At 65.2% G+C, this 23,036-nt stretch carries 26 protein-coding genes and 2 tRNA genes; 7 read left to right on the forward strand and 21 right to left on the reverse strand.

The window, feature by feature from the left end; translation table 11 throughout:
• Positions 1-138 precede the first annotated feature (138 nt).
• Positions 139-2,220, forward strand: coding sequence for a serine/threonine protein kinase (locus DFP89_RS02250; RefSeq protein ID WP_114347736.1), 2,082 nt, complete (start codon positions 139-141; stop codon positions 2,218-2,220).
• 50 nt (positions 2,221-2,270) lie between these two features.
• On the opposite strand, the gene DFP89_RS02255 is transcribed toward DFP89_RS02250, so the two are convergent.
• Together DFP89_RS02255 and DFP89_RS02260 are read right to left on the reverse strand one after the other, a co-directional pair.
• Positions 2,271-3,197 carry a DMT family transporter gene (locus tag DFP89_RS02255; RefSeq protein ID WP_181870213.1) on the reverse strand — a complete coding sequence of 309 codons (927 nt, stop codon included), beginning with the start codon at positions 3,195-3,197 and terminating at the stop codon, positions 2,271-2,273.
• A 37-nt stretch (positions 3,198-3,234) separates the two neighbouring features.
• Positions 3,235-3,831 (reverse strand): LysE/ArgO family amino acid transporter, encoded by a 597-nt coding sequence (locus DFP89_RS02260; RefSeq protein ID WP_114347737.1) that lies wholly within the window; start codon positions 3,829-3,831, stop codon positions 3,235-3,237.
• A gap of 98 nt (positions 3,832-3,929) precedes the next feature.
• Between DFP89_RS02260 and DFP89_RS02265 the strand changes: the two genes are divergently transcribed.
• On the forward strand, positions 3,930-4,793 hold the full coding sequence (locus tag DFP89_RS02265) for a LysR family transcriptional regulator ArgP (protein WP_114347738.1): 864 nt from the start codon (positions 3,930-3,932) through the stop codon (positions 4,791-4,793).
• Between the two features lie 40 nt (positions 4,794-4,833).
• On the opposite strand, the gene DFP89_RS02270 is transcribed toward DFP89_RS02265, so the two are convergent.
• From DFP89_RS02270 to DFP89_RS02310, 9 genes are all read right to left on the reverse strand, one after another.
• Complete coding sequence (locus tag DFP89_RS02270; RefSeq protein WP_114347739.1) at positions 4,834-5,577, reverse strand: YebC/PmpR family DNA-binding transcriptional regulator; 744 nt, start codon at positions 5,575-5,577, stop codon at positions 4,834-4,836.
• Between the two features lie 39 nt (positions 5,578-5,616).
• Complete coding sequence (locus tag DFP89_RS02275) at positions 5,617-5,883, reverse strand: ribbon-helix-helix domain-containing protein (protein WP_114347740.1); 267 nt, start codon at positions 5,881-5,883, stop codon at positions 5,617-5,619.
• A complete protein-coding gene (locus tag DFP89_RS02280; RefSeq protein WP_114347741.1) occupies positions 5,876-6,088 on the reverse strand; it encodes a DUF4169 family protein in 213 nt (70 codons plus the stop codon). Before DFP89_RS02280 ends, DFP89_RS02275 begins: the two co-directional genes overlap by 8 nt.
• Before the next feature lie 5 nt (positions 6,089-6,093).
• The gene (gene fumC, locus DFP89_RS02285) at positions 6,094-7,488 is read right to left on the reverse strand and encodes a class II fumarate hydratase (RefSeq protein WP_114347742.1); all 1,395 of its coding nucleotides are present in this window, start codon (positions 7,486-7,488) and stop codon (positions 6,094-6,096) included.
• Between the two features lie 191 nt (positions 7,489-7,679).
• On the reverse strand, positions 7,680-8,156 hold the full coding sequence (locus DFP89_RS02290; RefSeq protein WP_114347743.1) for an SspB family protein: 477 nt from the start codon (positions 8,154-8,156) through the stop codon (positions 7,680-7,682).
• Positions 8,157-8,289: 133 nt separating this feature from the next.
• A tRNA-Asp gene (locus tag DFP89_RS02295) sits at positions 8,290-8,366 on the reverse strand.
• A 28-nt stretch (positions 8,367-8,394) separates the two neighbouring features.
• Positions 8,395-8,471, reverse strand: a tRNA-Asp gene (locus DFP89_RS02300).
• Between the two features lie 142 nt (positions 8,472-8,613).
• Positions 8,614-9,480 carry a hypothetical protein gene (locus DFP89_RS02305; RefSeq protein WP_114347744.1) on the reverse strand — a complete coding sequence of 289 codons (867 nt, stop codon included), beginning with the start codon at positions 9,478-9,480 and terminating at the stop codon, positions 8,614-8,616.
• A gap of 154 nt (positions 9,481-9,634) precedes the next feature.
• A complete protein-coding gene (locus tag DFP89_RS02310) occupies positions 9,635-10,750 on the reverse strand; it encodes an anhydro-N-acetylmuramic acid kinase (protein ID WP_245948569.1) in 1,116 nt (371 codons plus the stop codon).
• 56 nt (positions 10,751-10,806) lie between these two features.
• Here DFP89_RS02310 and tyrS point away from each other — a divergent pair, with 56 nt between their 5' ends.
• Positions 10,807-12,045 (forward strand): tyrosine--tRNA ligase, encoded by a 1,239-nt coding sequence (tyrS, locus tag DFP89_RS02315; protein WP_114347746.1) that lies wholly within the window; start codon positions 10,807-10,809, stop codon positions 12,043-12,045.
• A gap of 30 nt (positions 12,046-12,075) precedes the next feature.
• Here tyrS and DFP89_RS02320 read toward each other — a convergent pair whose 3' ends face one another.
• From DFP89_RS02320 to DFP89_RS02335, 4 genes are all read right to left on the reverse strand, one after another.
• Entirely contained in the window at positions 12,076-12,537 is a 462-nt protein-coding gene (locus DFP89_RS02320) for a YaiI/YqxD family protein (protein WP_114347747.1), read from the reverse strand.
• 14 nt (positions 12,538-12,551) lie between these two features.
• Entirely contained in the window at positions 12,552-13,121 is a 570-nt protein-coding gene (locus DFP89_RS02325) for a DUF2585 domain-containing protein (protein WP_114347748.1), read from the reverse strand.
• 150 nt (positions 13,122-13,271) lie between these two features.
• Positions 13,272-13,865 carry a peptidylprolyl isomerase gene (locus DFP89_RS02330; protein ID WP_114347749.1) on the reverse strand — a complete coding sequence of 198 codons (594 nt, stop codon included), beginning with the start codon at positions 13,863-13,865 and terminating at the stop codon, positions 13,272-13,274.
• Positions 13,855-14,364 (reverse strand): peptidylprolyl isomerase, encoded by a 510-nt coding sequence (locus tag DFP89_RS02335; protein ID WP_114347750.1) that lies wholly within the window; start codon positions 14,362-14,364, stop codon positions 13,855-13,857. Before DFP89_RS02335 ends, DFP89_RS02330 begins: the two co-directional genes overlap by 11 nt.
• Before the next feature lie 202 nt (positions 14,365-14,566).
• On the opposite strand from DFP89_RS02335, the gene DFP89_RS02340 reads away from it, so the two are divergent.
• Positions 14,567-15,763, forward strand: coding sequence for a phosphoglycerate kinase (locus DFP89_RS02340; protein WP_114347751.1), 1,197 nt, complete (start codon positions 14,567-14,569; stop codon positions 15,761-15,763).
• Between the two features lie 58 nt (positions 15,764-15,821).
• On the opposite strand, the gene DFP89_RS02345 is transcribed toward DFP89_RS02340, so the two are convergent.
• Positions 15,822-16,028 carry a hypothetical protein gene (locus DFP89_RS02345; RefSeq protein WP_114347752.1) on the reverse strand — a complete coding sequence of 69 codons (207 nt, stop codon included), beginning with the start codon at positions 16,026-16,028 and terminating at the stop codon, positions 15,822-15,824.
• 123 nt (positions 16,029-16,151) lie between these two features.
• Here DFP89_RS02345 and DFP89_RS02350 point away from each other — a divergent pair, with 123 nt between their 5' ends.
• Together DFP89_RS02350 and ftsY are read left to right on the forward strand one after the other, a co-directional pair.
• Positions 16,152-17,081: a class I fructose-bisphosphate aldolase gene (locus DFP89_RS02350; protein ID WP_114347753.1), complete on the forward strand. Its 930-nt coding sequence runs from the start codon at positions 16,152-16,154 to the stop codon at positions 17,079-17,081.
• 147 nt (positions 17,082-17,228) lie between these two features.
• The gene (gene ftsY, locus DFP89_RS02355; protein WP_114347754.1) at positions 17,229-18,278 is read left to right on the forward strand and encodes a signal recognition particle-docking protein FtsY; all 1,050 of its coding nucleotides are present in this window, start codon (positions 17,229-17,231) and stop codon (positions 18,276-18,278) included.
• A gap of 66 nt (positions 18,279-18,344) precedes the next feature.
• On the opposite strand, the gene hisG is transcribed toward ftsY, so the two are convergent.
• From hisG to hisS, 3 genes are read right to left on the reverse strand one after another with little or no spacing between them, the layout of a single operon-like run.
• On the reverse strand, positions 18,345-19,022 hold the full coding sequence (gene hisG / locus DFP89_RS02360; protein ID WP_114347755.1) for an ATP phosphoribosyltransferase: 678 nt from the start codon (positions 19,020-19,022) through the stop codon (positions 18,345-18,347).
• Positions 19,019-20,086 carry an ATP phosphoribosyltransferase regulatory subunit gene (locus DFP89_RS02365; RefSeq protein WP_114347756.1) on the reverse strand — a complete coding sequence of 356 codons (1,068 nt, stop codon included), beginning with the start codon at positions 20,084-20,086 and terminating at the stop codon, positions 19,019-19,021. The genes hisG and DFP89_RS02365 overlap by 4 nt, the downstream gene beginning before the upstream one ends.
• Positions 20,083-21,567 (reverse strand): histidine--tRNA ligase, encoded by a 1,485-nt coding sequence (hisS, locus tag DFP89_RS02370; protein WP_114347757.1) that lies wholly within the window; start codon positions 21,565-21,567, stop codon positions 20,083-20,085. Before hisS ends, DFP89_RS02365 begins: the two co-directional genes overlap by 4 nt.
• Positions 21,568-21,615: 48 nt before the next feature.
• On the opposite strand from hisS, the gene DFP89_RS02375 reads away from it, so the two are divergent.
• Entirely contained in the window at positions 21,616-21,840 is a 225-nt protein-coding gene (locus DFP89_RS02375) for a SlyX family protein (protein ID WP_114347758.1), read from the forward strand.
• 78 nt (positions 21,841-21,918) lie between these two features.
• On the opposite strand, the gene DFP89_RS02380 is transcribed toward DFP89_RS02375, so the two are convergent.
• Together DFP89_RS02380 and DFP89_RS02385 are read right to left on the reverse strand one after the other, a co-directional pair.
• Positions 21,919-22,380, reverse strand: a complete 462-nt coding sequence (locus tag DFP89_RS02380) for a DUF4177 domain-containing protein (protein WP_114347759.1) — start codon at positions 22,378-22,380, stop codon at positions 21,919-21,921.
• 149 nt (positions 22,381-22,529) lie between these two features.
• Entirely contained in the window at positions 22,530-23,036 is a 507-nt protein-coding gene (locus DFP89_RS02385; RefSeq protein ID WP_114347760.1) for a cell wall hydrolase, read from the reverse strand.

Below are 23,036 nucleotides of genomic sequence, written 5' to 3' on the forward strand. Positions count from 1 at the left end.
GAAGTCATCTCCGAATATGACAGGCGGTTGTTGACGGTGCCGTCAGATTTATAGACGGCAATGCGCCCCATTATGATAAGTTGAATCCCATCTTGAAGCGACAGTTTTGGCAAGAAAACTTCTGACGGAGCCGATGTGATGAAAGACCCCTTGCCATCAGACATCTTCAAGCCCGGCCAGATCCTGAATAACACCTATGAAATCATAGGGATACTTGGCCGCGGCGGCACCGGAGAGGTCTATCTCGCCCATAACCAGGTCGTCGAGCGGGATGTCGCGATCAAGGCGCTGAATCAGCAATTTTCAGCAAATGCCGATTATCTTGATCTGATGAAACGCGAAGAACAGATGCGCAACATCATCCATGATGCCGTTGTGCGTTATTCGGAATGTTCGCGATCGGATTCCGGTCAGGTTTTCCTGGTGATGGATCATATCGAGGGGCCATCCCTCAATCAGGTGATGCTGGAACGCCGTCTCGATGATCGGGCGCTGATGATCGTCGCGCACCGGGTTCTGGAAGGGCTGGCCGCGACCCATGGCCGGGGCATCGTGCATCGCGACCTGTCCCCCGACAACATCATCCTGCGCGACGGCAGGCCGGAGCGTGCGACGATCATCGATTTCGGCATCGCGAAGGATACCGCTGCCGGCGCGCGCACCATTGTCGGCAACGAGTTTGCCGGAAAATACGAATATGCCGCGCCCGAGCAGCTGGATGGCAAGGCGGATTACCGGTCGGATTTCTACGGGCTTGGTGCCCTGCTGCTGGCCGCCGCCCGCGAAGAGGTGCCGCGGGTCGGCACAAGCCCCGGCGAGGTGGTCCGCTTCAAGCGTCGGGCGCTCGACACTTCCGGGCTCGCCGCGCCGCTCAAGGACCTGATCGACTGGTTGACCGACCCCGACCCGGCGCGGCGCCCGCAAAGCGCGGCCGAGGCGCTGGAGCGGCTGGAGCGCTGGCTTAAACCCGACACGCAGCGTGACAAACCTGCGGAATCGGGCAGGAAAAAGCGGCGCCTGCTGCTGCCGGCCGCTCTTGCGGCGGCGCTGGCGGTCGCGGGTGGGCTGTGGGCGACGGGCTATTTCACCCCAGCCCTGCCCGAGGCCAACCCTTATCTTCTGACGGCAAGCCTTGTTCCCGGCGCGGGTGGAACGCTGACCGGCAATGCGCCCGATGGCGAAACCGCCGCCGCCCTGCGCAACGCATTCCGCGACGCCTCGGGCAGCCCCCCGCCCGAGAACGCATTGACCCTTGCGACCGGCATGCCCGACAAGACCTGGCCCGGGGATGTGGCAAAGCTGCTCGCGCTGGCCGCGCCGCTGTCCCGCTGGGAGATATCCGTGACCGGCAACACCGCCAGACTGGCCGGCATCGCACCCGATACCGCGACGCGCGATGCGATGCAGGCCGGGCTGGCGGAATGGCCTTCACCCGGGGGGATGACGCTGCAGGCCGAGCTGGTCGCCGGGCCGGAGACGCTGGGCTGGGCGGCGTTGCAGCCATATCTCGACCGTCTGGCCACCTGCGGCGCGCTGACCGCCCCGGCCGATCAGCCCGGCGAATTCGCGCTGCTCGACACCATCACCCTGACGGGATCCCTTGCCCGGCCGCAGGACGCCGAAACGATCAGGTCCACCCTCGCCCCGGTGATCGGCGACCGCAGCCTCGAGATTCAGGCGCAGGTCCTGAACGAGGATCTGTGCCGGATCCGGTCGGTCCTGCCGCCCGTCCCTGCTGGCGCGATGTCGATCTGGCTGGGGCGCGGCGCGACCGGCGAGGCCGCGCTGACCGGCGTCTTCCAGACCGGCGACAACCCGGTCGTCGATATCCAGTTTCCCGCCAATATCACCGGCGCATCGCTATGGGTGATGGTCGTGGACAATACCGGCAAGGTCTTTCACGTCCTGCCAAACATCAACCAGACCGACGCGATGGTGGACGATCTGGGCCAGGTCGATAACGGCATCCGGCGGGTGCGGGTGCTGTGGTCGCTCGAGCAGCTGAAAGAAGATGCCAGCCGCCTTGCCGTCCAGGTCTCCGAGGGCGATTACGGCAAGTCCGAGGTCATCGCGATCCTGTCGAAAACGCCGCTGTTCGACCTGCGCCGGCCGCGCGACGAAAGCGTCAATTCGGTCGCCGAGGCGCTGGCCGAGACATTGAAGGGCCGCGAGGACCAGATCATCGGCGTCGCCTCGCGCATCATCGATGCGCGGCAGTGACAGCCCTCCAGCCGTCATTCCGGCAATGGCGCGGCATCTCCCGGATGAGATCACGAGGAGTTGCGGCCCCGCGTCAGGACATGAGGCCCGGGCGCCGCGCGCCGCCGCAGCCGCGCCTCGCGCAAGGTGATATAACAGATGGCGCCGATCATGATGGCGCCTCCCAGCATGACCCAGATATCGACCGGCTCGCCAAAGACCAGCGCCCCCAGAAGCGCCGCCCATAGAAGTTGCAGCAGCACCACCGGCTGCGTCACGGTCAGGGGTGCCGAGGCAAAGGCCCGCGTCATCGCATAATGGCCGGCGGTCGCGAAAAGCGCCGTTCCCGCCAGCACCGCGCATTGTTCCAGGTTGGGCGGCACCCAGTTCAGCGCCGCCAGGGGCGCCAGCCCGATACAGACAGTCAGCGACATCATCGCCACCACCACCGTCGCGGGCAGCGCTTCGGACAGGCGTTTCGCGACCAGATACGAGCTGCCAAAGGCCAAAGCCGCGCCCAGCTGCGCCAGATGCCCGGCCTGCAATTCGCGGATGCCGGGACGCAGCACGATCATCGCCCCGGTCAACGCCACCAGAATGGCCAGCGCTCGCCGCCAAGAGATCCGCTCACCCATCAGCAGCGCCGCACCCAGCGTGACGACAATCGGATTGAGAAAACCGATGGCCGTCACCTCGGCCACGGTGATCCGGGCCATGGCATAAAACCACAGGACCACCGCCAGCACATGCAGGCCCCCGCGCAGGATCAACAGCCGCCAGATCCGCGGCGAGAACCCCTGCCGCAGCGCCGGCACCAGCACCGGGATCAGGAAGATCAGGCCAAAGGCAAAGCGGATGAAGGCGCCCTCGGCCGCGGGCAGCGCCACGCCCAGCCAGCGCACGGTGCCATTCACGGCAACAAAGCACAGGCCCGTGGCCAGCATCCACAGGATACCGGCCAGATCACTGCGGGACGCGGAAGCGGGCATGTCGGTCATCCGACCGGCATGCCCGCTATCGCGCCCCGATACAAGCTCAGCCGTGCAGGATCAGCCCCAGCGCGATGGACCACATCACCAGCCCGACCAGCACATCCAGCACCTGCCAGGCGATGGGTTTGGCAAAGACCGGCGCCAGCAGCCTTGCCCCGTAACCCAGCGCAAAGAAGAAGATGATCGACCCCGAAACCGCCCCGATCAGAAAGCCGGTCTTGTCCGGCCAGCCCGAGGAAATCGAGCCGAGCAGCACCACCGTATCCAGCCAGACATGCGGGTTCAGCCAGGTCAGCGCGGCAATGACCGCCAACGTCGCGCCAAGGCTCGCCGCCCCCTGTCCGGCCTTCAGCGCCGCGCCGCCCCGCCACGCGGCCAGAAACGCCTTGGCGCCATAGGCCAGCAGAAAGATCACGCCCCCCCAGCGCATCACCTCCAGAAACCATGGCGCGCTTGAGGCGATCGCCCCCGCCCCCATCACTCCGGCCGTGATCAGCAGCGCATCCGACAGCGCGCAAAAGGCGCAGGTGGCAAAGACATGGTGCCGCAACAGGCCCTGTTTCAGCACAAAGGCGTTCTGCGCCCCGATGGCGACGATCAGCGACAGGCTGGTTCCGAAACCGGCAAGATAGGCACTCATGGCACGCTCCGTTATGCGATCTTTCTGTTGCCCCTCTCTTGCCCGAAGGCGCGTATTCAGACAAACTAAAATAAATTACCCAGATTAAGTGAAACTTAATGCTCGACTATGCCGCCCTTGCCGCCCTTGCCGAAATCATCCGCCGCGGCTCGTTCGAGGCGGCGGCGGCGGCACTTGGCGTGACGCCCTCGGCGATCTCGCAACGCATCAAGGGGCTTGAGGAACGCATGGGCGAGGTGCTGATCCATCGCGGTCCGCCAGCGCGCGGCACGGCCATGGGGTTGCGGCTGATGCAGCATCTCGATCAGGTGCGGGTGCTGGAACAGGCGCTGGGGACGGATCCCGGCGCCGCCCCGGCCACGCTGCGGCTGGCAGTCAATGCCGACAGCCTGGCCACATGGTTCCCGCGGGTGATGACGGCGCTTGACGTGATCTATGACCTGGTGGTGGACGATCAGGACCATGCCCGCGACTGGCTGCGCAAGGGCGAGGTCTCGGCCGCGATCAGCTCCGACCCCGAGCCGGTGCCGGGCTGCGACGCCTATGCGCTGGGGCACATGCGCTATCACGCGCTGGCAACGCCCGCATTCATCGCCCGGCATTTCCCGGATGGCGTGACCGAAGCCGCGCTGCGCCGGGCGCCGTCGGTCATCTTCAACATGAAGGACGCCGCCCAAAGCCGCTGGGCAGAATCGCTCACCGGCACGAAACTGCACCTGAGCGGCCATCAGGTCCCCGCCTCCGAGGCCTTTGCCCGCGTCGTCGAACTGGGCCTTGGCTGGGGCATGATCCCCGACAGCATGGCCGCCCCTGCCCTCGCCGCAAACCGCCTTGCGCATCTGGCCCCCGACCTGCCGCTCGATATCGCGCTTTACTGGCACGTCCAGCGCGCCATCCGCCCCGCACTGGCCTCCCTGACCGGCGCGATACGAAAAAGGGCCGCAGAAGACCTGCGACCCTGATTTCTTCTTCACTCAAATATCCCCGCCGGAGGCACCGGCCTCAAAGCTGGGCGGCCACGTCATCCGACAGGTCGAAATTGCCGGTCACGTTCTGAACGTCGTCATCTTCATCGAACGCATCCAGAAGCTTCATCAGCTTCTGCGCGGTTTCCAGATCGGTGATCTCGGTCGGGGCCTGCGGCTTCCAGATCAGCTTGGCGGTCTCGGATTCGCCCAAGGCCCCCTCAAGCGCGGCCGAAACCTCGCCCAGATCGGTGTCCGAGGTATAGATCCAGTGGCCTTCCTCGTCGCTTTCGACATCCTCGGCCCCGGCCTCGATCGCGGCCATCATCACCGTATCCGCGTCACCGGCGCTGGCGGGATACATGATCTCGCCCTTGCGGTCGAACATGAAGCTGACCGAGCCGGTCTGCCCCATATCGCCGCCATATTTGGTGAAATAGCTGCGCACATTCGAGGCAGTGCGGTTGCGGTTGTCGGTCATTGCCTCGACGATGATGGCGATCCCGTTCGGGCCGTAGCCCTCGTAACGGATCTCGTCATAGTTTTCCGCGTCACCGCCCTGCGACTTCTTGATGGCGCGGTCGATCACGTCCTTGGGGACGGAATTCGACTTGGCTTCCTTGACCGCCAGACGCAGACGCGGGTTCTTGTCGGGGTCGGGGTCGCCCATCTTGGCGGCGACGGTGATCTCTTTGGCCAGTTTCGAGAACAGCTTGGAACGAAGCTTGTCCTGCTTCCCTTTCCGATGCTGGATATTGGCCCATTTGGAATGGCCTGCCATGGTGCTTTCCAGATCCTTTGAAATGTATCGCTGGCGCTTTTAGTCAGCCGGGTCCGGGGCTGCAAGCATTTGCCTCAACTCGGACAGCACATAAAGCCGCAAGGCGGTCGCCAGCCCGACATCGGCGGGGCGGCGGTGGTCGATCTGGGCGATCAGCGTGGCGGTGGTTTCGCCGCGTCGGCGCGCGATCAGCTTCAGCTCGCGCCAAAAGGGCTCCTCAAGGCTGACCGAGGTGCGATGCCCGCCAATGGTCACCGACCGCTTGACCGGGGCCGACATGGCCGGCAGGACAAATGCCTCAGTCATCGCCGTGCTCCTTGCTCTTGTCGCGACGATGCCCGTCCAGATGCCGGGCGGCGCGGTCGGCATCGGCCTTTTCAACCCGCTTTTGCGCCTTGCTGCGGCCGAATTTCGCCGCATTCGCATCGCCTGCCGCACGGGCGGCGTCGCGGGCGGCGGATTTCCGCGCCGCCCGCAAGTTGATGACTTTGCCCGATCCGGCGCCGGTCACGATGCTCAGTCCTCGGGACCGACCATCAGCTCCGGACGCACGACACGATCAAAGGTCTCGCCATCGACAAAACCAAGCGCAATCGCCTCTTCGCGCAGGGTGGTGCCGTTCTTGTGGGCGGTCTTGGCGACCTTGGTGGCGTTGTCATAGCCGATGGTCGGCGCCAAGGCCGTGACCAGCATCAGCGATTCCTTCATCAGCTTGTCGATGCGCGGAATATTCGCCTGCGTGCCCACGACCATGTTGTCGGTGAATGACGATGCCGCATCGCCCAGAAGCTGCATGGATTGCAGCACGTTATAGGACATCATCGGGTTATAGACGTTCAGCTCGAAATGGCCCTGGCTGCCGGCAAAACCGATGGCCGCGTCATTGCCCATGACATGGGCGCAGACCATGGTCAGCGCCTCGGCCTGGGTCGGGTTCACCTTGCCCGGCATGATCGACGAGCCGGGTTCGTTTTCCGGCAGGATCAGTTCGCCCAGACCCGAACGCGGCCCCGAACCCAGCAGACGCATGTCATTGGCGATCTTGAACAGCGATCCCGCGACCGTCTTCAGCGCGCCCGAAAAGAACACCATCGCATCATGCGCGGCCAGCGCCTCGAACTTGTTCGGCGCGGTGACAAAAGGCAGGCCGGTGATCTTGGCGATCTCGGCGGCAATCGCTGTGTCCCAGCCCTTCTTGGTGTTCAGCCCGGTGCCGACGGCGGTGCCACCCTGCGCCAGCTCATAGATGTCGCCAAGCGCCAGCTTGACCCGCTCGATGCCCTTTTCGACCTGATGGGCATAGCCGCCGAATTCCTGGCCCAAGGTCAGGGGCGTTGCGTCCTGCGTATGAGTGCGGCCGATCTTGATGATATCCTTGAATTCCTCGGCCTTGGCGACCAGCGCCTTGTGCAGCTTTTCCAAACCGGGGATCAGCACGTCGCGCGCCTGCATGGCGATGGCGACATGCATCGCGGTCGGGAAGGTGTCGTTCGAGGACTGCCCCATATTCACATGGTCATTGGGGTGGACGGGCTTTTTCGAGCCCATCTCGCCGCCCATGATCTCGATGGCGCGGTTCGAGACCACCTCGTTGGCGTTCATGTTCGACTGCGTGCCCGAACCCGTCTGCCAGACCACCAGCGGGAAGTTGTCGTCGAACTTGCCCGCGACAACCTCGGAGGCCGCCTGCACCATCGCACGCCCGCGTTCCGCATCCAGATTGCCGGTCGCCATGTTCACCTGCGCCGCCGCCTGCTTGATCACGCCAAGCGCGCGCACGATGGCCACGGGCTGCTTTTCCCAGCCGATGGGAAAGTTGATGATCGAGCGCTGGGTCTGCGCGCCCCAGTATTTGTCGGCGGGAACCTCGAGCGGGCCGAAGCTGTCGGTCTCGGTGCGGGTCTTGGTCATGTGAAATATCCCTCACGGTTTCGCGGCGTTTTTAGCCGTGACGTGGCGGATTCGCAATCAGTATACGAATGTATGCAGTTAGCGCTCACGGTCGAGAGGTTGAAATGCCGGGGCGCGGAACGAAAAAGCGGCCCCGCGCCTTTCGCGCCGGGACCGCCTTGTCTCATGCCGTGAAAGGGCGGCCGGGCGGCCTACTTGCGCCACTTGTCCAGGCTGACGACCTCGGCCCCGCCCTTGGGGCCTTCGCCGGGCTCGTCGTCCAGCTCAAGATCGCCGTCGTCCTCGTCCTCGTCCTCGTCGCTGTCGTCGTCATCGTCGTGATTTTCAAAGCGCAGGCCGAACTCCACCGAAGGATCAACAAAGGTGCGCAGCGCGTCGAAGGGGACGTAAAGCGGCTCGGGCGAATTGCCGAAATTCAGGGTAATGCGGAAGCCTTCGGGCGTGACCTCGAGGTTCTCGAACCAATGCTGGATGACGATGGTCATTTCCTCGGGATAGCGCTCGCGTAGCCAGTCCGCCATCTCGACATCCGAATCGCGGGTATCGAAGGTGATGAAGAAATGATGGTCGCCCGGCAGGCCCTCGGTCGCGACCGCCTGCAGGACCTCGGCGATCAGCCGTTGCATGGCGCGGTGCATCATTCCGCCGTAATCGATTCCGCGTGCCATGACATCCTCCGTCGTACTTGCTGGTCAGCATAGGGAATTGAATCGGGTTGAAAAGCCCCTGCCGAACCCAAGTTGCCCCAGCGTAAACATAAAAGGCGCCACAAGGGCGCCTGATCACTTCAAGGCTGGAAAATGGCGCGGTTGACGGGGCTCGAACCCGCGACCCCCGGCGTGACAGGCCGGTACTCTAACCGACTGAGCTACAACCGCGCATCGTTTCCGGCGATGTTCATGGTTCTGGCGCGGTTGACGGGGCTCGAACCCGCGACCCCCGGCGTGACAGGCCGGTACTCTAACCGACTGAGCTACAACCGCGCAGACCATGTGCCCGGATCGCCGTCCGGGGTGCGAGGGGGTTTACGCATGGGGGCGGTGCCCGTCAAGACCGATATTGGGAAAAAATGCGGGGCGCCCCAATAGGGACGCCCCAGACCATGACAAGCGCTGCAGGCAGACGTTACTTGCGCACGGTCTTTTCGTCGAAATCGGGCAGCGCCTCGAGTTCTTCCTTGGTGTAGTTGGTGGCGAAGAACGTCTCGTCGCCAATGGTCAGCAGGTGGATCGCATCCGGCCCCAACAGGACCTTTTTCGCGCCGATGCCCAGAAAGCCGCCGATATCGGCGATATAGCCGACGACCTGCTCGCCCGAATCGCCCAGCACGATGTCGTTGATCTTGGCGATGTTCTGCCATTCCGCCGGGCGCTGATCGAGCGCGGGATCGACCCAGACTGTGGTCGAGGGCTGGTTGGTCGTCCAGATATTGCGGCTGGTGACCCAGCTGCCCAGCACGCCCGGATCGGCCTCGGAGATCGCCGGGGCATTCACGTCGGGGGCAATGACGGGGGGCGCGACGGGTTCACCCTCGGCCATTTCGCCGGTCGCCTGATCGGCTGCGCCCTCGACCGCGTCCTCGGCCTCTGTCGCGCCCTTGGCTGCCTCATCTGCGGCGGCATCGGCCGCCTTGCTGGCCGAGGCGGCGGCCTTGTCGGCAGCCGCGGCAGCCTCTTCGGCCGCCTGCTTTGCCGCATCGGTCGCTTCGATTGCCACGGCCTCGCTTGCCCCTTTGGCAGCCTGCGCCGCCGCATCACCGGCCCGGGCCGCTGCATCCGCTGCCTCATCCGCCGCCTTCTCGGCTGCGGCCCCTGCCTCGGACACCGCAGTCTCGGCTGCCGCCGCAGCCGTATCGGCCGCCTGATCCGCCGCCTTCGCCGCATCCTGAACCTGCTGTTCGGTCGAGGGAACGGGCGCCTTCGGCAGTTCGGTCTGCGCGATGGCAGTCCCCGCAAGCGCCAGAGCCGTCACGGCGATGACAAGAGATTTCATGGGCAAGGTCCTTTTCGGCAGTCCGGTCTTTTATGGCCGCATCCTTTGGGGATCGGTCTTCGCATAAAGGGCAAACGTCGCCATGCGCCGCATCGTTCCCGAGCTTTTGCATGGCATGCGTTCACATCGCCGAAATCACCCGCGCAGGGGGCGCTCAGCACCCGCGCGGATGGCTGATGCGCCCGCCGCAAACCGGCCCCGGTGCCGCCGTCGTCCCGGGACCCGAGGTCGGCAGCCCGCGCAAGACCCGCACCGCCAGCCAGCCAAAGGCCTGTGCCTCCAGCATGTCGCCATCCAGCCCCGCCTCTTCGACGGGAGCCACGCGGGCATCGAGCCGCCCGGCCAGCGCCGCCATCATCGCCGCATTGTGCCGCCCGCCCCCACAGACCAGCACCAGTTCGGGCGGGCGCGGCAACAGCGCCACCCCCGCCGCCACCGCCGCCGCCGCCGCATGGGTCAGGGTCGCTGCGGCATCTGCGTCAGAAAGATCCCGGACATCGTGCCCAAGCCCCGGGAAGGCATCCCGGTCCAGCGATTTCGGCAAGGACCGGGCAAAATGCGGATGCTCAAGAAAACGCGCAATGATCCCCTCATCGGGTTGCCCCGCGGCAGCCAGCCGGCCGCCCTCGTCACGCGCGGCCTGTCGGCGGGCGCGCATCAGGTCGTTCAGCGGTGCATTTGCCGGGCCGGTATCAAAGGCGATGCAGGCGCCCGGCGACTCGGGTGCCGGGGCGGCGGGATCGACCCATGTCAGGTTCCCGACCCCGCCAAGGTTCAAGAAGGCCACCGGTGCGCAAGGCAGCAGCCCCTGCCCCATCGCCCATTCGGCGCAGGCCCAGTGAAAGAAGGGCGCAAGCGGCGCGCCCTCGCCGCCCCGACGCACATCCTCGCTGCGGAAATCCCAGACCACCGGACGGCCCAGCCGCCGCGCCAGCGCCGCACCATCGCCCGCCTGATGGGTGCCCCGCCCGCCCGGATCATGGGCCAGCGTCTGGCCGTGATAGCCGACCAGCTCGGCCTCGGGGAAATCCTCGGCCAGCGCGGCATGGGCGGCGACAGAGAGGTTGGCCGCGTCGGGCACGACAGGGCCGCCCGGCCATTGCCCAAGGGCTGCGTGCAGAACCGCGGTCTCGTTATCCGAATAGGCGCGATAGGCGCTGCGCCCGAATGCTGCGATACGTGCGCCGTCGGTCTCAATGATCGCCGCATCCACCCCGTCCAGCGAGGTGCCCGACATCATCCCCAATGCGCGCAGCATTCCCTGTCTCATGGCTTTCCCTTTGCCCTTTCCCCCGGTATATCCGCGCCATTCGAAAGGAACAGCCCATGACCTACCGTGCCAAATCCGAATTCCTCCATGTCATGACGGAGCGCGGCTATCTGGCGGACTGCACCGATCTGCAGGCGCTGGATGACGCCCTGATCAACGGTCCGGTCACGGCTTATATCGGCTATGACGCCACGGCGGCCAGCCTGCATGTCGGGCATCTGCTGAACATCATGATGCTGCGCTGGTTTCAAAAGACCGGCAACCGCCCGATCACGCTGATGGGCGGCGGCACCACCAAGGTGGGCGACCCCAGCTTCCGCAGCGAGGAACGCCCGCTGCTGACCCCCGACGCCATCCAGTCCAATATCGACGGCATGCAGCAGGTCTTTGCCCGCTATCTGGATTACGGCAATGGCCGGGCGATGATGCTGAACAATGCCGAATGGCTGGACAGCCTGAACTATCTGGATTTCCTGCGCGATATCGGCCGGCATTTCAGCGTCAACCGGATGCTGTCGTTTGAATCGGTCAAGTCGCGTCTGGATCGCGAACAGTCGCTGAGCTTTCTTGAATTCAACTACATGATCCTGCAGGCCTATGACTTCCTTGAGCTTTACCGGCGCTATGACTGCCGGTTGCAGATGGGCGGCAGCGACCAATGGGGCAATATCGTCAACGGCATCGACCTGACCCGCCGCGTGCTTGAGGGCGAGATCTGGGGTCTGACCTCGCCTTTGCTGACCACCTCGGACGGGCGCAAGATGGGCAAGTCGCAGGGCGGCGCGGTCTGGCTGAACGGCGCCATGCTGTCGCCCTATGAGTTCTGGCAGTTCTGGCGCAATACCACGGACGCAGATGTTGGCCGCTTCCTCAAGCTTTATACCGAGCTGCCGGTGGCGGAATGCGACCGTCTTGGCGCGCTTTCCGGCTCCGAGATCAACGCCGCCAAGATCATCCTCGCCAATGAGGTGACGACGCTTCTGCACGGGGCCGAGGCCGCCGCATCGGCCGAAGCCACCGCGCGCGAGGTCTTTGAGCAAGGCGGCGCCGGCGGCGATCTTGAGATTGCGCTGATCGGCGCCGATGCGCTGCCGCTGGCGGTGGTGCAATTGCTGACCCAGACCGGCATCACCGCATCGGGCAAGGAAGCCAAGCGCCTGATCGCCGAGGGCGGGCTGCGGCTGAACAACGAGCCGGTCAGCGACCCGCAATTCGCCGTGGATGCGGCGCTGATCGGGGACGGGCTGAAGGTCTCGGTCGGAAAGAAAAAGCACCGCATGGTGCAGGTGGGATAAGCGAAAGGCCGGGGGAAACCCCGGCCCTTTTCAACTGCGGTCCAGGCGCTGTGCTGCCGTCATCACCCGGTCCAGCGATTGCAGGAAATACGACCTGTCCGCCTTGGAAAATGCCGCGCCGCCGCCCTGCATGAACGGGTTCGACGCACGCAGATCCTGCATCAGGTCGCGCGTCGCCAGCCGCGGGCCGATATTGGCCTGGGTCAGCACCTCGCCATTGTGCTGGATGACCTGCGCACCGGCCTTGATGCAGCGATCGGCCAAAGGCAGGTCCGAGGTCACCACCACATCCCCCGGTCCGCAATGCTCAGCGATCCATTGGTCAGCGACATCCGGCCCCTCGGGCACGATGACCAGCGACACAAGCGGATTGGCCGAGGGCCGCAAGCCGCCATTGCAGACCAGCACCATCGGCAGGCGCAGGCGGGTCGCCACCCGCTCGGCCTCGGCTTTGACCGGGCAGGCATCGGCGTCGATATAAAGCGTGGTCATCCCTGCCCCCATTCCTAGCGCGGCAGCGCCGCCTGCCAGTCGCGGACCGCATCCAGCGGCGAGATAAGCATCAGCACGTTCAGCGCCAGCCCGTCGCGGATCAGATACATGGTCAGCGCCTCAAAGCCAATGACCAGCGCAACCGAGGCCCAGACCGGCAGCCTTGAGGCCAGGAAAAAGCCCAGCATCATCGCCAGAATATCGGCAACCGAGTTCAGAACGCTGTCGCCGTAATAATCCAGCGAGATGGTGACGGCGCGATAGCGCTCGATCACCGCATCCGAATTCTCGACGATCTCCCATGCCGCCTCGATCAGCGTGGCGATGGCCAGCCGCCCGCCAAGGGACAGTCGCCGCGCCACCAGCCACAGTCCGGCATAGAACAGCAGCCCGTGGATGACATGCGAGGGCGTGTACCAGTCGGCCAGATGCTGCGAATTCTCGGAACTCATGGTCTCGCCGTGCCAGAGCTTGACATAGCCGCATTTGCAGATCGGCTCGCGCCCGATCCACAAAAGCCAAAACGCGGCAAGGGCGACGATCAGCGCCGTGATCCAGTATGGAAGGGATTTGCGTGTCAACATATGCGGGCGAGTAAGCACAGCGCAGGCCGCTGTCCATGGCCTGCGGAATTTTGGCGCGGGAATGCGGCAAATTCGCATGTGCGGCATCAGCATGCAGGCATGAAAAAGCCCCGCGCGGCTGCACGGGGCCAATTCGCGCGGCGATGCCGCTTATTCCTCGACCGTGACTTTCAGCATGTGATCGGGGTCGACCACGGCGCCATTGGCGGCTGGATCGCCCTTTTTCACCGCGTTCAGCACGTCCCAGCCGTCGACCAACTGACCGACCACGGTATATTGCCCGTCAAGGAAGGTCGCCGGGGCCAGGTCGATGAAGAACTGGCTGTTGGCGCTGTTGGGGTCCTGCGAACGCGCCATGCCGACGGTGCCGGCCTGAAAGCTCACATCGTTGAACTCGGCCGGCAGGTCCGGCATGGACGAGCCGCCCATGCCCGCACGCGCGGTATCGCTGCCATGCTTGCCAAATTCCACGTCGCCGGTCTGGGCCATGAAGCCGTCGATCACGCGATGGAACACCACCCCGTCATAGGCGCCCGATTTCGCCAGCGTCAGCAGACGCTCGACATGCTTGGGGGCCTTGTCGTTGTAGAGGTCCAGCACGATCTTGCCCTTGGACTGACCGGCGCTGTCGGCAACCTCGATCACCAGATTCGGGCCGGGGCCGTCCGAGACGCCCGGCAGACCCTCGGCCTGCGCGGCACCCGCAGCCAGAACCATGGCGGGGATCAGGAACTTATTCAGCATCGGCAGCCACCTTGACCGAGATCATGCGGTCCGGATTCGCCGGCGGCTCGCCGCGAACGATCTTGTCCACATGCTCCATGCCGTCGATGACGCGGCCATAGACCGTGTACTGCCCGTTCAGGAAATGGTTATCCTTGAAGTTGATGAAGAACTGGCTGTTGGCCGAGTTCGGGTTCATCGAGCGCGCAGCGCCCAGCGTGCCACGGTCATGGGGCAGGCGCGAGAACTCGGCCGGCAGGTCCGGCAGGTCCGAGCCACCCGTGCCCGCACGGCCCGGATTGTAGTTGTTTTCCATATTGGCATGTTCCACATCGCCGGTCTGGGCCATGAAGCCGTCGATCACGCGGTGAAAGGCCACATTGTCGTATTTCCCGGCGCGGGCCAGTTCCTTCATCCGCTCGGCATGTTTGGGGGCCACGTCGGGCAGCAGTTCGATCACCACCGGGCCGTCCTTCAGCTCGATGATGACGGTGTTTTCGGGATCCTTGATCTCGGCCATGGGGTTCTCCTTGGTGAAAGCCTCGGCGCAGACTTAAGCCTTTCGGACCGATCAGACAACGCCGGGCGCGATGCGCAGCTTGCCGCCGGGCACGGTTCTCGTGCCGGTTGACGAGAATGTCATGATGCGGGAAAACCGCGCAGGGCCGCGATCAGCGGGAAAACCGCGCAAGGGGCGACGGCCGATCACGAAAGGATGTGACATGGCGGATTTCAACACGATCGACGACCTCGACCTTGACGGCAAGGTCGTGCTCGTACGCGTGGACGTGAACGTTCCGGTCGAAAACGGACAGGTGACCGACGCGACCCGGATCGAAAAGATCGTGCCGACCATCAAGGATATTCAGGCCAAGGGCGGCATTCCGGTGCTGATGGCGCATTTCGACCGTCCCAAGGGCAAACGAGTCGATGCCATGAGCCTGAAAATCGTCCTGCCGGCACTGGAGGCCGCGCTTGGCCAGCCGGTGAAATTCTCGGACGAGGCCGTGGGCGGCCCCGCCAAGCGCGCCGTCGCCGATCTGAAACCCGGCGATGTGCTGCTGCTGGAAAACACCCGCTTCTATCCGGGCGAGGAAACTAACGATCCGACTTGTGCTGCCTCGCTGGCGGCCTTGGGCCAGATCTATGTCAATGACGCCTTTTCCGCCGCGCATCGCGCTCATGCCTCAACCGAGGGCGTGGCGCATCTGCTGCCCGCCGCCGCCGGCCGGCTGATGGAGGCCGAGCTGACGGCGCTGGACGCGGCCCTTGGCAATCCGCAGCGCCCGGTCGTCGCCGTGGTCGGCGGCGCCAAGGTCTCAACCAAGCTCGACCTGCTGTCCAACCTCATCGAAAAGGTCGATCATCTGGTGATCGGCGGCGGCATGGCCAATACCTTCATGGTCGCCAAGGGCGCCGAGGTCGGCAAGTCGCTGGCCGAACGCGACATGGCCGACACCGCCCGCGAGATCCTCGAAAAGGCCGCCAGGACCGGCTGCGAGATCCATCTGCCCGTCGATGTGGTGGTGGCGCGCGAGTTCAAGGCCGGCGCCGCCCATGAGATCCTGCCCGACGAGGAATGCCCCGCCGATGCGATGATCCTTGATGCCGGGCCGCAGACCGTGGACGCGATCACCGAAGTCTTCGAGGGCTGCCGCACGCTGATCTGGAACGGCCCTCTGGGTGCCTTTGAAATCCCGCCCTTTGACGCCGCGACCAATGCCGCGGCGCAGGCCGCGGCAAGGCTGACGCGCGAGGGCAAGCTGATCTCGGTCGCCGGGGGCGGCGATACGGTGGCGGCGCTGAACAAGGCCGGGGTCGCCGATGATTTCACCTATATCTCGACCGCCGGCGGCGCCTTCCTCGAATGGATGGAGGGCAAGACCCTGCCCGGCGTCGCGGCGCTGAAAAAGCGCTGAGGCGTCTTTCGCATCGAAACCGAAAGGGGGCCGCGCGGCCCCCTTTTGCATCTTCCGCTCAGTTCGTCGCCGGCGCGGCTGGCGCTGGCGCGGATGTGCCTGTCGCGGGCGGCATGTTGCGCCCGACATCGCTTTCCTCGGCATCCGAGAACAGGACGTAAAGGAAGGCGCCGACCGCGATCACGATCGCCAGAGCGAAAACCATGAAGAACGGCCGGTTCTGGCGGAATTGTTCCGGAATGCTGTCAGGATCTTCATTGGCCATGACATTTCCCCCATACTGGTCTTTTTTCAACTCTGGCGCGGCTCTGGGGTTCCCGTTAGCGCAACCCTGATTGCCCTTGCCCGCCGGTCTGCTAAGCAGCCAGCAAACAAAATGGAGCCTCCGATGCCGATGACCGACACCGTCCGCAAGATCCTGGCCAATTACGAGGGGGAAACCCCCGGCGTGAAGGCGCAGCTCGCGCGCATGCTGATGACCGGCAAGCTGGCCGGCACCGGCAAGATGATCATCCTGCCGGTCGATCAGGGTTTCGAGCATGGCCCGGCGCGCAGCTTTGCGCCGAACCCGGCCGGCTATGACCCCCATTACCATTATCAACTGGCCATCGATGCCGGGCTGAACGCCTATGCCGCGCCCCTGGGCATGATCGAGGCCGGCGCCGACACCTTTGCCGGCCAGATCCCGACCATCCTGAAAGTGAACTCCGCGAATTCGCTGATGTCGAACACGGCGGGCAAGAATCAGGCCATCACCGCCTCGGTCGATGACGCGCTGCGTCTGGGCTGCGCGGCCATCGGCTTCACCATCTATCCGGGCTCGGACATGGCGCTGGACATGTTCGAAGAGATCGTCGAGATGCGCAAGGAAGCCGCCGCCAAGGGCGTGGCGACCGTCATCTGGTCCTATCCGCGCGGCGAGGCGATCACCAAGGACGGCGAGACCGCCATCGATGTCGCGGCCTATGCCGCCCAGATCGCCGCGCTGATCGGCGCCCATATCATCAAGATCAAGCTTTCCACGGATCACCTGATGCTGCCCGAAGCGAAAAAGGTCTATGAGGACAAGAAGATCGACGTCGCGACCCAGGCAAAGCGCGTGGCGCATTGCATGGAAGCCTCGTTCAACGGCCGCCGCATCGTCGTCTTCTCGGGCGGCGCCGCCAAGGGTGCGGACGCGGTCTTTGACGATGCGCGTGCCATCCGCGACGGCGGCGGCAACGGCTCGATCATCGGGCGCAACAGCTTCCAGCGTTCGCGCGAGGATGCGCTGGAGATGCTGCAGAAGCTGGTCGACATCTATCTGGGCAAGGCCTGAATTCGAGGCTTGAGTTCTGGCGTCGTGGGGCTCTGCCCCACACCCCGGGATATTTCGGCATGAAAGAATGGGGCGTCCGATGGGCGCCCTTTTCCTTTCCGGCGAGACTGCTTAGGTTCTGCGCGAAAGACAAAAAGGATTGGGTGCATGTCGTTTTTCTCGAAGCTGCGCGACCGGCTGACGCGGTCCTCGTCGAAGATCGGGGCGGGACTGGACGATATCGTTGCCGAAGGCGCTGTCGAGGATGTGGCGGTGCCCGAGGCGCCGGTTGCAGCGCCCGCCCCTGCCTCGGTTCCTGACGCGGCTGCGGCGCGTCCGGGCATGCTGGGGCGCATCTTTGGCCGCACGACCGAGGCCGAGCCCCGGCGCGAGCTGGACGATGCGATGCTGGAAGAGCTCGAAGAGATGCTGATCCAGGCCGATATGGGCGTCGAGACTGCCTTGCGCGTCACCGCCAATATCGCCGAGGGGCGCATCGGCCGCCGCATCTCAGCCACCGAGCTCAAGGAACTTCTGGCGGGCGAGATCACGCGGATCATGACCCCGGTCGCCAAGCCGCTGCCGGTTTATCCCAAGCGGCCGCAGGTGGTGCTGGTGGTGGGCGTGAACGGCTCAGGCAAAACCACGACCATCGGCAAGCTTGCCAGCCAGTTCAAGGCAGCGGGCAAGAATGTGGTGATCGCGGCCGGCGATACGTTCCGCGCGGCGGCGGTCGAGCAGTTGCAGGTCTGGGGCAAGCGCGCCGGAGTGCCAGTGATGACCGCGCCCGAAGGCTCGGACCCCGCAAGCCTTGCCTTTGACGCGATGAACCGGGCCGAGGCCGAGGGCGCGGATCTTTTGATGATCGACACCGCCGGACGCCTGCAGAACCGTCAGGACCTGATGGAGGAACTGGCCAAGATCGTTCGCGTCATCCGCAAGAAGGACCCTTCGGCCCCGCACAACACCCTGTTGGTGCTGGACGCAACGACCGGCCAGAACGCGCTGAGCCAGGTCGAGACCTTCCAGAAACTTGCCGATGTTTCGGGGCTTGTGATGACCAAGCTGGACGGCACCGCGCGCGGCGGCGTGCTGGTCGCCTTGGCCGACCGCTTTGGCCTGCCGATCCATGCCATCGGTGTCGGCGAACAGATCGACGATCTGGATGCCTTTGACGCGCGCGATTTCGCCCGCGCATTGGTCGGGCTGGGGGACTGACGCCCCCCTTTTCTTCTTCATCCAAATATCCAGCCGGCCTTGCGGCGGGACGCGATGCTTGACGCCTTAAAGCCCGAGCTGCCGGGCGAAGGCACGCACCTCGCCCTCATCCCCCGCCGCGACCGAGCGCAGCAGCATCGCCTGCGAGCGCAGGATCGGCTCGGAGCCGATGATCTTCAGGTGATTGGCGCGAAGTGTCTCGCCCGATGAGGTGATATCGGCAATGGCCTCGGCGGTCAGGTTCGCGACCGTGCCCTCGGTCGCGCCCTGACTGTCGACCAGCTGGTAATCCGCGACCTCTTCCTCCGACAGCCACGCCCTTACCAGACGGTGGTATTTCGTCGCGATGCGCAGACGAAAGCCATGCTCGGCGCGGAAATCGCGGGCGATGGTGGCGAAATCGTCCAGCGTCTCGCAATCGCTCCAACAGGCGGGGACGGCCAGGATCAGGTCGGCATGGCCGAAGCCCATCGGGGCCAGTTCCTCGACATGGCTGCGCCAGCCGGCCAGCTTTTCGCGGATCAGGTCGGTCCCGGTCACGCCCAGATGGATGCGGCCCGCCTGCAATTCGCGCGGGATTTCACCCGCGGACAGCAGGATCAGCGAGACATTTTCGGCCCCTTCGACCCGGCCGGCATATTCCCGGTCCGAGCCCGCGCGCGAAAGCCGCACACCACGGGCGGCGAACCAGTCGAAGCACTGTTCCATCAGCCGCCCCTTGGACGGCACGCCAAGGCGGATCATCTCAGGCCCCCAAGTTCATGGACAAGGCCGGGGCGGATGATGCCGCCGACCGCCGGGATGGCACGGCCCTGCGCCTGTCCCAGCACCGCCGCCAGCGCGTCATAGCGCCCGCCCGAGGCCACCGGCGGCCAGTCGGCCCGGCCCGGCGCGGTAAAGCTGAAAGTCATGCCGTCGTAATATTCCATCGTGTGGCGGCCGTGGCTGGCGTCGAAATGGATCGCGCCCACATCCACGCCGCGATCCGACAGAAGCGCAAGGTTGCGGTCCAGCCGCTCCACGGCCTCGGCGATATCGGGGATCTCGGCGGTCATGGCGCGCAACTGCCGCAGTGCCTCGGGCGCGGGGGCCTGAATGGCGAAAAGCCGCTCAAGCCGCGCGACCCATTCCGGCGCCAGCGGCGCCTCCAGCGCGTCGGCCTGCAGGCGGTCGATGCGGGCCTGCATCTCTTGCGGGCTGCGCAGTCCGGTCCAGAGCGCCGACGTCTCGGCAAAGTTGCGCGGTGCGGGCGCGGCGGCAAATCGCGCGAGCAGTCGGGCAAAGCGCCTGGGCCGCCAGACATGATGCAAAAGCGCCGCGCGGCGTGCATCGGATACCGGCAGCGCGCGCACCGCATCCATCACCAGATCCATGTCGCCCATCGTGGCCTGCAGGCCCAGCGGCGCAAGGATGCTGTGAAACAGCGCGAACACCTCGGCATCGGCGCCGCTGTCGCGGGCGAAAAGCTCGAACCCCGCCTGCAGATATTCGTTGTCGCGGGGATGTTCGGGTTGCGTCTCGCCGTGATCCTGCTTGCGGAAGATCTCGCCCAGATAGCAATAGCGCGCCGGTTCGGCCCCATTCGCCATATGCATCTGCACGACCGGCACGGTGAAATCGGGACGCAGCATCACCTCGCCCCGGATCGGGTCCTGGGTGACATAGGCGCGGGCGCGGATATCCTCGCCGTAAAGGTCCAGAAGAGTTTCGGCGGGCAACAGGATATCGGGCGCGACCTCGATCGCACCGGCGGCGCGAAAGGCGGCAAGGATCTGCTGGCCGATGGCCTGTTTCGCGGGCTTGCTCATCCCAGGATACGCCGCACTTCCGCCACAATATCCGCGCGGGCGACCTCGGTCTGCGCGGGCTGGGCCTTCCATTCCTCGTGGCTGGCCTCGGCGGCGATCCGGGCGCCAAGGATCAGGTCCTTGACCTGCACGACGCCGCGCGCGGCCTCGTCACCGCCCTGGATGATGGCGACGGGGGCGCTGCGCTTATCGGCATATTTCAACTGGTTGCCGAAGTTCTTGGGGTTGCCCAGATAGACCTCGGCGCGGATGCCGGCGGTGCGCAGCTCGGCCGCCATGGCCTGATATTCGCCCATGCGGTCGCGATCCATGACGGTGACGATGACGGGGCCGGGATCCGTGCCGCCCATCAGCCCCTTGGCGCGCAGCGCTGCCAGAAGCCGGTCGACACCGATGGAGACGCCGGTCGCCGGCACCTTCTGGCCGGTGAAGCGCTCGACCAGACCGTCATAGCGTCCGCCCCCGGCGACCGAGCCGAACTGGCGCTTGCGGCCTTTCTCGTCGAGGATTTCAAAGGTCAGCTCGGCCTCGAAGACCGGGCCGGTGTAATAGCCAAGGCCGCGCACGATCGAGGGGTCGATCACGGCGCGATCCTCGCCCACGCCCATGGCGGCCAGCATGTCCGCGATCTGGGCGAGTTCCTCGACCCCCTCGGCGCCGGTCTCTGATCCGCCGACTGCGGCGCGCAGGTTCATCAGCGTCGCGGCATTGTCCGCGCCTTTCGAGGTCAGGAAGGCGATGACCGGATCGGCCTGTTCGGGACGCAGTCCCACACCCTCGATCATGGCGCCGGATTCGTCCTTGCGGCCCACGGTCAGAAGCTGGCGCACGCCCGCCTCGCCGACCTTGTCGAACTTGTCGATGGTGCGCAGGACGTCATCGGCGGGCTTGCCCTCGGCCACGCCCATGGCGTCAAGGATGCCGTTCAGGACCTTGCGGTTGTTGATGCGAATGAGGTAGTCGCCGCGCTGGATGCCGGCATGCTCCAGCGCCGCCGCCAGCATGGCGCAGATTTCCGCATCCGCCGCCACCGAGGCGCTGCCCACAGTATCGGCATCGCATTGATAGAATTGCCGGAAACGTCCCGGCCCCGGCTTTTCATTGCGCCAGACCGGGCCCATCGCATAACGGCGATAGGGCGCCGGCAGGTCGTTGCGAAACTGCGCCGCGACACGGGCCAAAGGCGCGGTCAGGTCATAGCGCAGGGCCAGCCAGTCGCCTGCGCCGCCCCCCGGCACTTCGGCCTCTTGCCAGGCGAAGACGCCGGCATTCGGGCGGTCCACATCGGGCAGGAATTTCCCCAGTGCCTCGACCGTCTCGACAGCGCTGGTTTCCAGGGGATCGAAGCCATGGCGGTGATAGATCTCGGCGATGCGGTCGAGCATCTGCTTGCGTTCGGTCACATCCGCGCCGAAATAGTCACGAAACCCCTTGGGCGTCTCGGCCTTGGGTCGGAGCTGTTTTTTCTGATCTTTCGCCATGGTCTGCCTCGGGCTGGTCCATGCGGGGGTCTAACGGATGGAGGATGCATGGACAAGCAGGGGAACCGAGAGGCCGAGCGGATCCTGCGGCTGGAAGAGGCGGTCGCGCATCTGACGCGGGTCACGGATGATCTGTCGGCCATCGTCGCGCGGCAGGAAGGCGAGATCCTACGGCTGGCGCGGCGCGTGGGTGCGCTGATGGAGCGTGAGGCCGAGCGCGAGGTCGAGGGCGGCACGATTCCGCTGGCGGATCAGCGGCCGCCGCATTGGTAAGGATATTGACAGGGTGAGGGGCGCTGCCCCTCGCCCCTGCGGGGCTCACCCCGGGATATTTTCACATGAAAGATGAGGTCAGCGGCTGGCGGGGCCGAGGCGCGGACCGCTGGGGATCGCGGGTTCGGGTGCGGTCAGGGTAGGCTCGACGCTGCGGGGGCGGATGGCGGTTTCCTCGGGCCTCGAGGTTGCGCGCATGGGGGCGCTGAAGGGGCTTTTTGCAGCCGCTTCCGGGGCTTCGGGCTGGGTTGCGGGCATCGGCTCGGTCCGGGCGGGGGCCGCGTTCACCGGCTCGGATTTCGCGGTGGCGAGGGCGCGGCGGAAAACCAGAACGTTGTGATAGACAGTCGTGCGGCTGGTCAGGCCCGAGCGTTCCTCGGCGGGGAGGGTTTCGGCGCGGACATAATCCCAGCCGTCACGGGCCATCTCGTTCAGCGTATCGGTGAGGGTCGCGGCAAAGCGCTCGATCCCGGTCTTGGCGCCCTTGGTCTTTTCGCCGCGCGCCGGGGCGGGAATGACGGTATATTCGTAGCTGCTCATGCGTCTGCCTTTCGTTTGGCGCAGAGGTTAGGCGAGATGCCGGGGCAAGGAAAGTGGCGCGAAACGGCTGCGCGCCTCGCAAGGGTGCACAAGTTCGGGAGCCATGCGCAGAAAACGCGGAAAATGCGGGGCGCATCCATAGAGCCGGATCAGCGCCGGGTGATGCCCTCAAGCGGCGGCGGCGGGACCGGCCGGGTCACGAGATGGCTTTTGCGCTTTTCGTAAAAGGCGTTGCCCCCCGCCGTCAGGACGTAATGCATGTTGTCATAGGAAAAGCGATGCCCGGCGGCGTGGAAGAACTGCGCATTGCCAATCATGGGATGGCGTTCTCCGCGCAGGACGGCGCGGGCAGCCTCGCGCACCTCGGGCATGGCCTTGGAGTTCATCTTGCGGGTCATGATGCCGGGCGCGAATTGCCGTTTCTGGGCGACCACGCCGCAGACGGTGTTCGGAAACTGGTCGGAGGCCACGCGGTTCATCACCACGCTGCCCACGGCGATCATGCCATCGCGGCTGGAACGGTGGGATTCGAAGAACATCGCCCGCTCCATGCATTCCTGCGGTGAATGCCGGCCCGAAAATCCGCAGCCAGCAAGGGTGGCGAGCAGCAGGCCAAGCGCGGCGATCATGGGCAAACGTGGGATCGGAGGGATCAT

Origin of the sequence: Paracoccus lutimaris (assembly GCF_003337565.1) — a bacterium.
Lineage (GTDB): Bacteria > Pseudomonadota > Alphaproteobacteria > Rhodobacterales > Rhodobacteraceae > Paracoccus > Paracoccus lutimaris.

Excerpts from the sequence above, each read along its gene's own strand:
- DFP89_RS02330 (WP_114347749.1), bottom strand. The coding sequence starts at position 13,865 with ATGCTGAATAAGTTCCTGATCCCCGCCATGGTTCTGGCTGCGGGTGCC.
- DFP89_RS02290 (WP_114347743.1), bottom strand. The coding sequence starts at position 8,156 with ATGGCACGCGGAATCGATTACGGCGGAATGATGCACCGCGCCATGCAA.
- DFP89_RS02365 (WP_114347756.1), bottom strand. The coding sequence starts at position 20,086 with ATGAGCAAGCCCGCGAAACAGGCCATCGGCCAGCAGATCCTTGCCGCC.
- DFP89_RS02305 (WP_114347744.1), bottom strand. The coding sequence starts at position 9,480 with ATGAAATCTCTTGTCATCGCCGTGACGGCTCTGGCGCTTGCGGGGACT.
- DFP89_RS02340 (WP_114347751.1), top strand. The coding sequence starts at position 14,567 with ATGGCGGATTTCAACACGATCGACGACCTCGACCTTGACGGCAAGGTC.
- DFP89_RS02270 (WP_114347739.1), bottom strand. The coding sequence starts at position 5,577 with ATGGCAGGCCATTCCAAATGGGCCAATATCCAGCATCGGAAAGGGAAG.
- DFP89_RS02320 (WP_114347747.1), bottom strand. The coding sequence starts at position 12,537 with ATGACCACGCTTTATATCGACGCCGATGCCTGCCCGGTCAAAGCCGAG.
- DFP89_RS02380 (WP_114347759.1), bottom strand. The coding sequence starts at position 22,380 with ATGAGCAGCTACGAATATACCGTCATTCCCGCCCCGGCGCGCGGCGAA.
- DFP89_RS02265 (WP_114347738.1), top strand. The coding sequence starts at position 3,930 with ATGCTCGACTATGCCGCCCTTGCCGCCCTTGCCGAAATCATCCGCCGC.
- hisS (WP_114347757.1), bottom strand. The coding sequence starts at position 21,567 with ATGGCGAAAGATCAGAAAAAACAGCTCCGACCCAAGGCCGAGACGCCC.
- tyrS (WP_114347746.1), top strand. The coding sequence starts at position 10,807 with ATGACCTACCGTGCCAAATCCGAATTCCTCCATGTCATGACGGAGCGC.
- DFP89_RS02260 (WP_114347737.1), bottom strand. The coding sequence starts at position 3,831 with ATGAGTGCCTATCTTGCCGGTTTCGGAACCAGCCTGTCGCTGATCGTC.
- DFP89_RS02335 (WP_114347750.1), bottom strand. The coding sequence starts at position 14,364 with ATGGCCGAGATCAAGGATCCCGAAAACACCGTCATCATCGAGCTGAAG.
- DFP89_RS02350 (WP_114347753.1), top strand. The coding sequence starts at position 16,152 with ATGCCGATGACCGACACCGTCCGCAAGATCCTGGCCAATTACGAGGGG.
- DFP89_RS02325 (WP_114347748.1), bottom strand. The coding sequence starts at position 13,121 with ATGTTGACACGCAAATCCCTTCCATACTGGATCACGGCGCTGATCGTC.
- DFP89_RS02250 (WP_114347736.1), top strand. The coding sequence starts at position 139 with ATGAAAGACCCCTTGCCATCAGACATCTTCAAGCCCGGCCAGATCCTG.
- DFP89_RS02345 (WP_114347752.1), bottom strand. The coding sequence starts at position 16,028 with ATGGCCAATGAAGATCCTGACAGCATTCCGGAACAATTCCGCCAGAAC.
- fumC (WP_114347742.1), bottom strand. The coding sequence starts at position 7,488 with ATGACCAAGACCCGCACCGAGACCGACAGCTTCGGCCCGCTCGAGGTT.
- hisG (WP_114347755.1), bottom strand. The coding sequence starts at position 19,022 with ATGATCCGCCTTGGCGTGCCGTCCAAGGGGCGGCTGATGGAACAGTGC.
- DFP89_RS02275 (WP_114347740.1), bottom strand. The coding sequence starts at position 5,883 with ATGACTGAGGCATTTGTCCTGCCGGCCATGTCGGCCCCGGTCAAGCGG.
- ftsY (WP_114347754.1), top strand. The coding sequence starts at position 17,229 with ATGTCGTTTTTCTCGAAGCTGCGCGACCGGCTGACGCGGTCCTCGTCG.
- DFP89_RS02255 (WP_181870213.1), bottom strand. The coding sequence starts at position 3,197 with ATGACCGACATGCCCGCTTCCGCGTCCCGCAGTGATCTGGCCGGTATC.
- DFP89_RS02375 (WP_114347758.1), top strand. The coding sequence starts at position 21,616 with ATGGACAAGCAGGGGAACCGAGAGGCCGAGCGGATCCTGCGGCTGGAA.
- DFP89_RS02385 (WP_114347760.1), bottom strand. The coding sequence starts at position 23,036 with ATGATCCCTCCGATCCCACGTTTGCCCATGATCGCCGCGCTTGGCCTG.
- DFP89_RS02310 (WP_245948569.1), bottom strand. The coding sequence starts at position 10,750 with ATGAGACAGGGAATGCTGCGCGCATTGGGGATGATGTCGGGCACCTCG.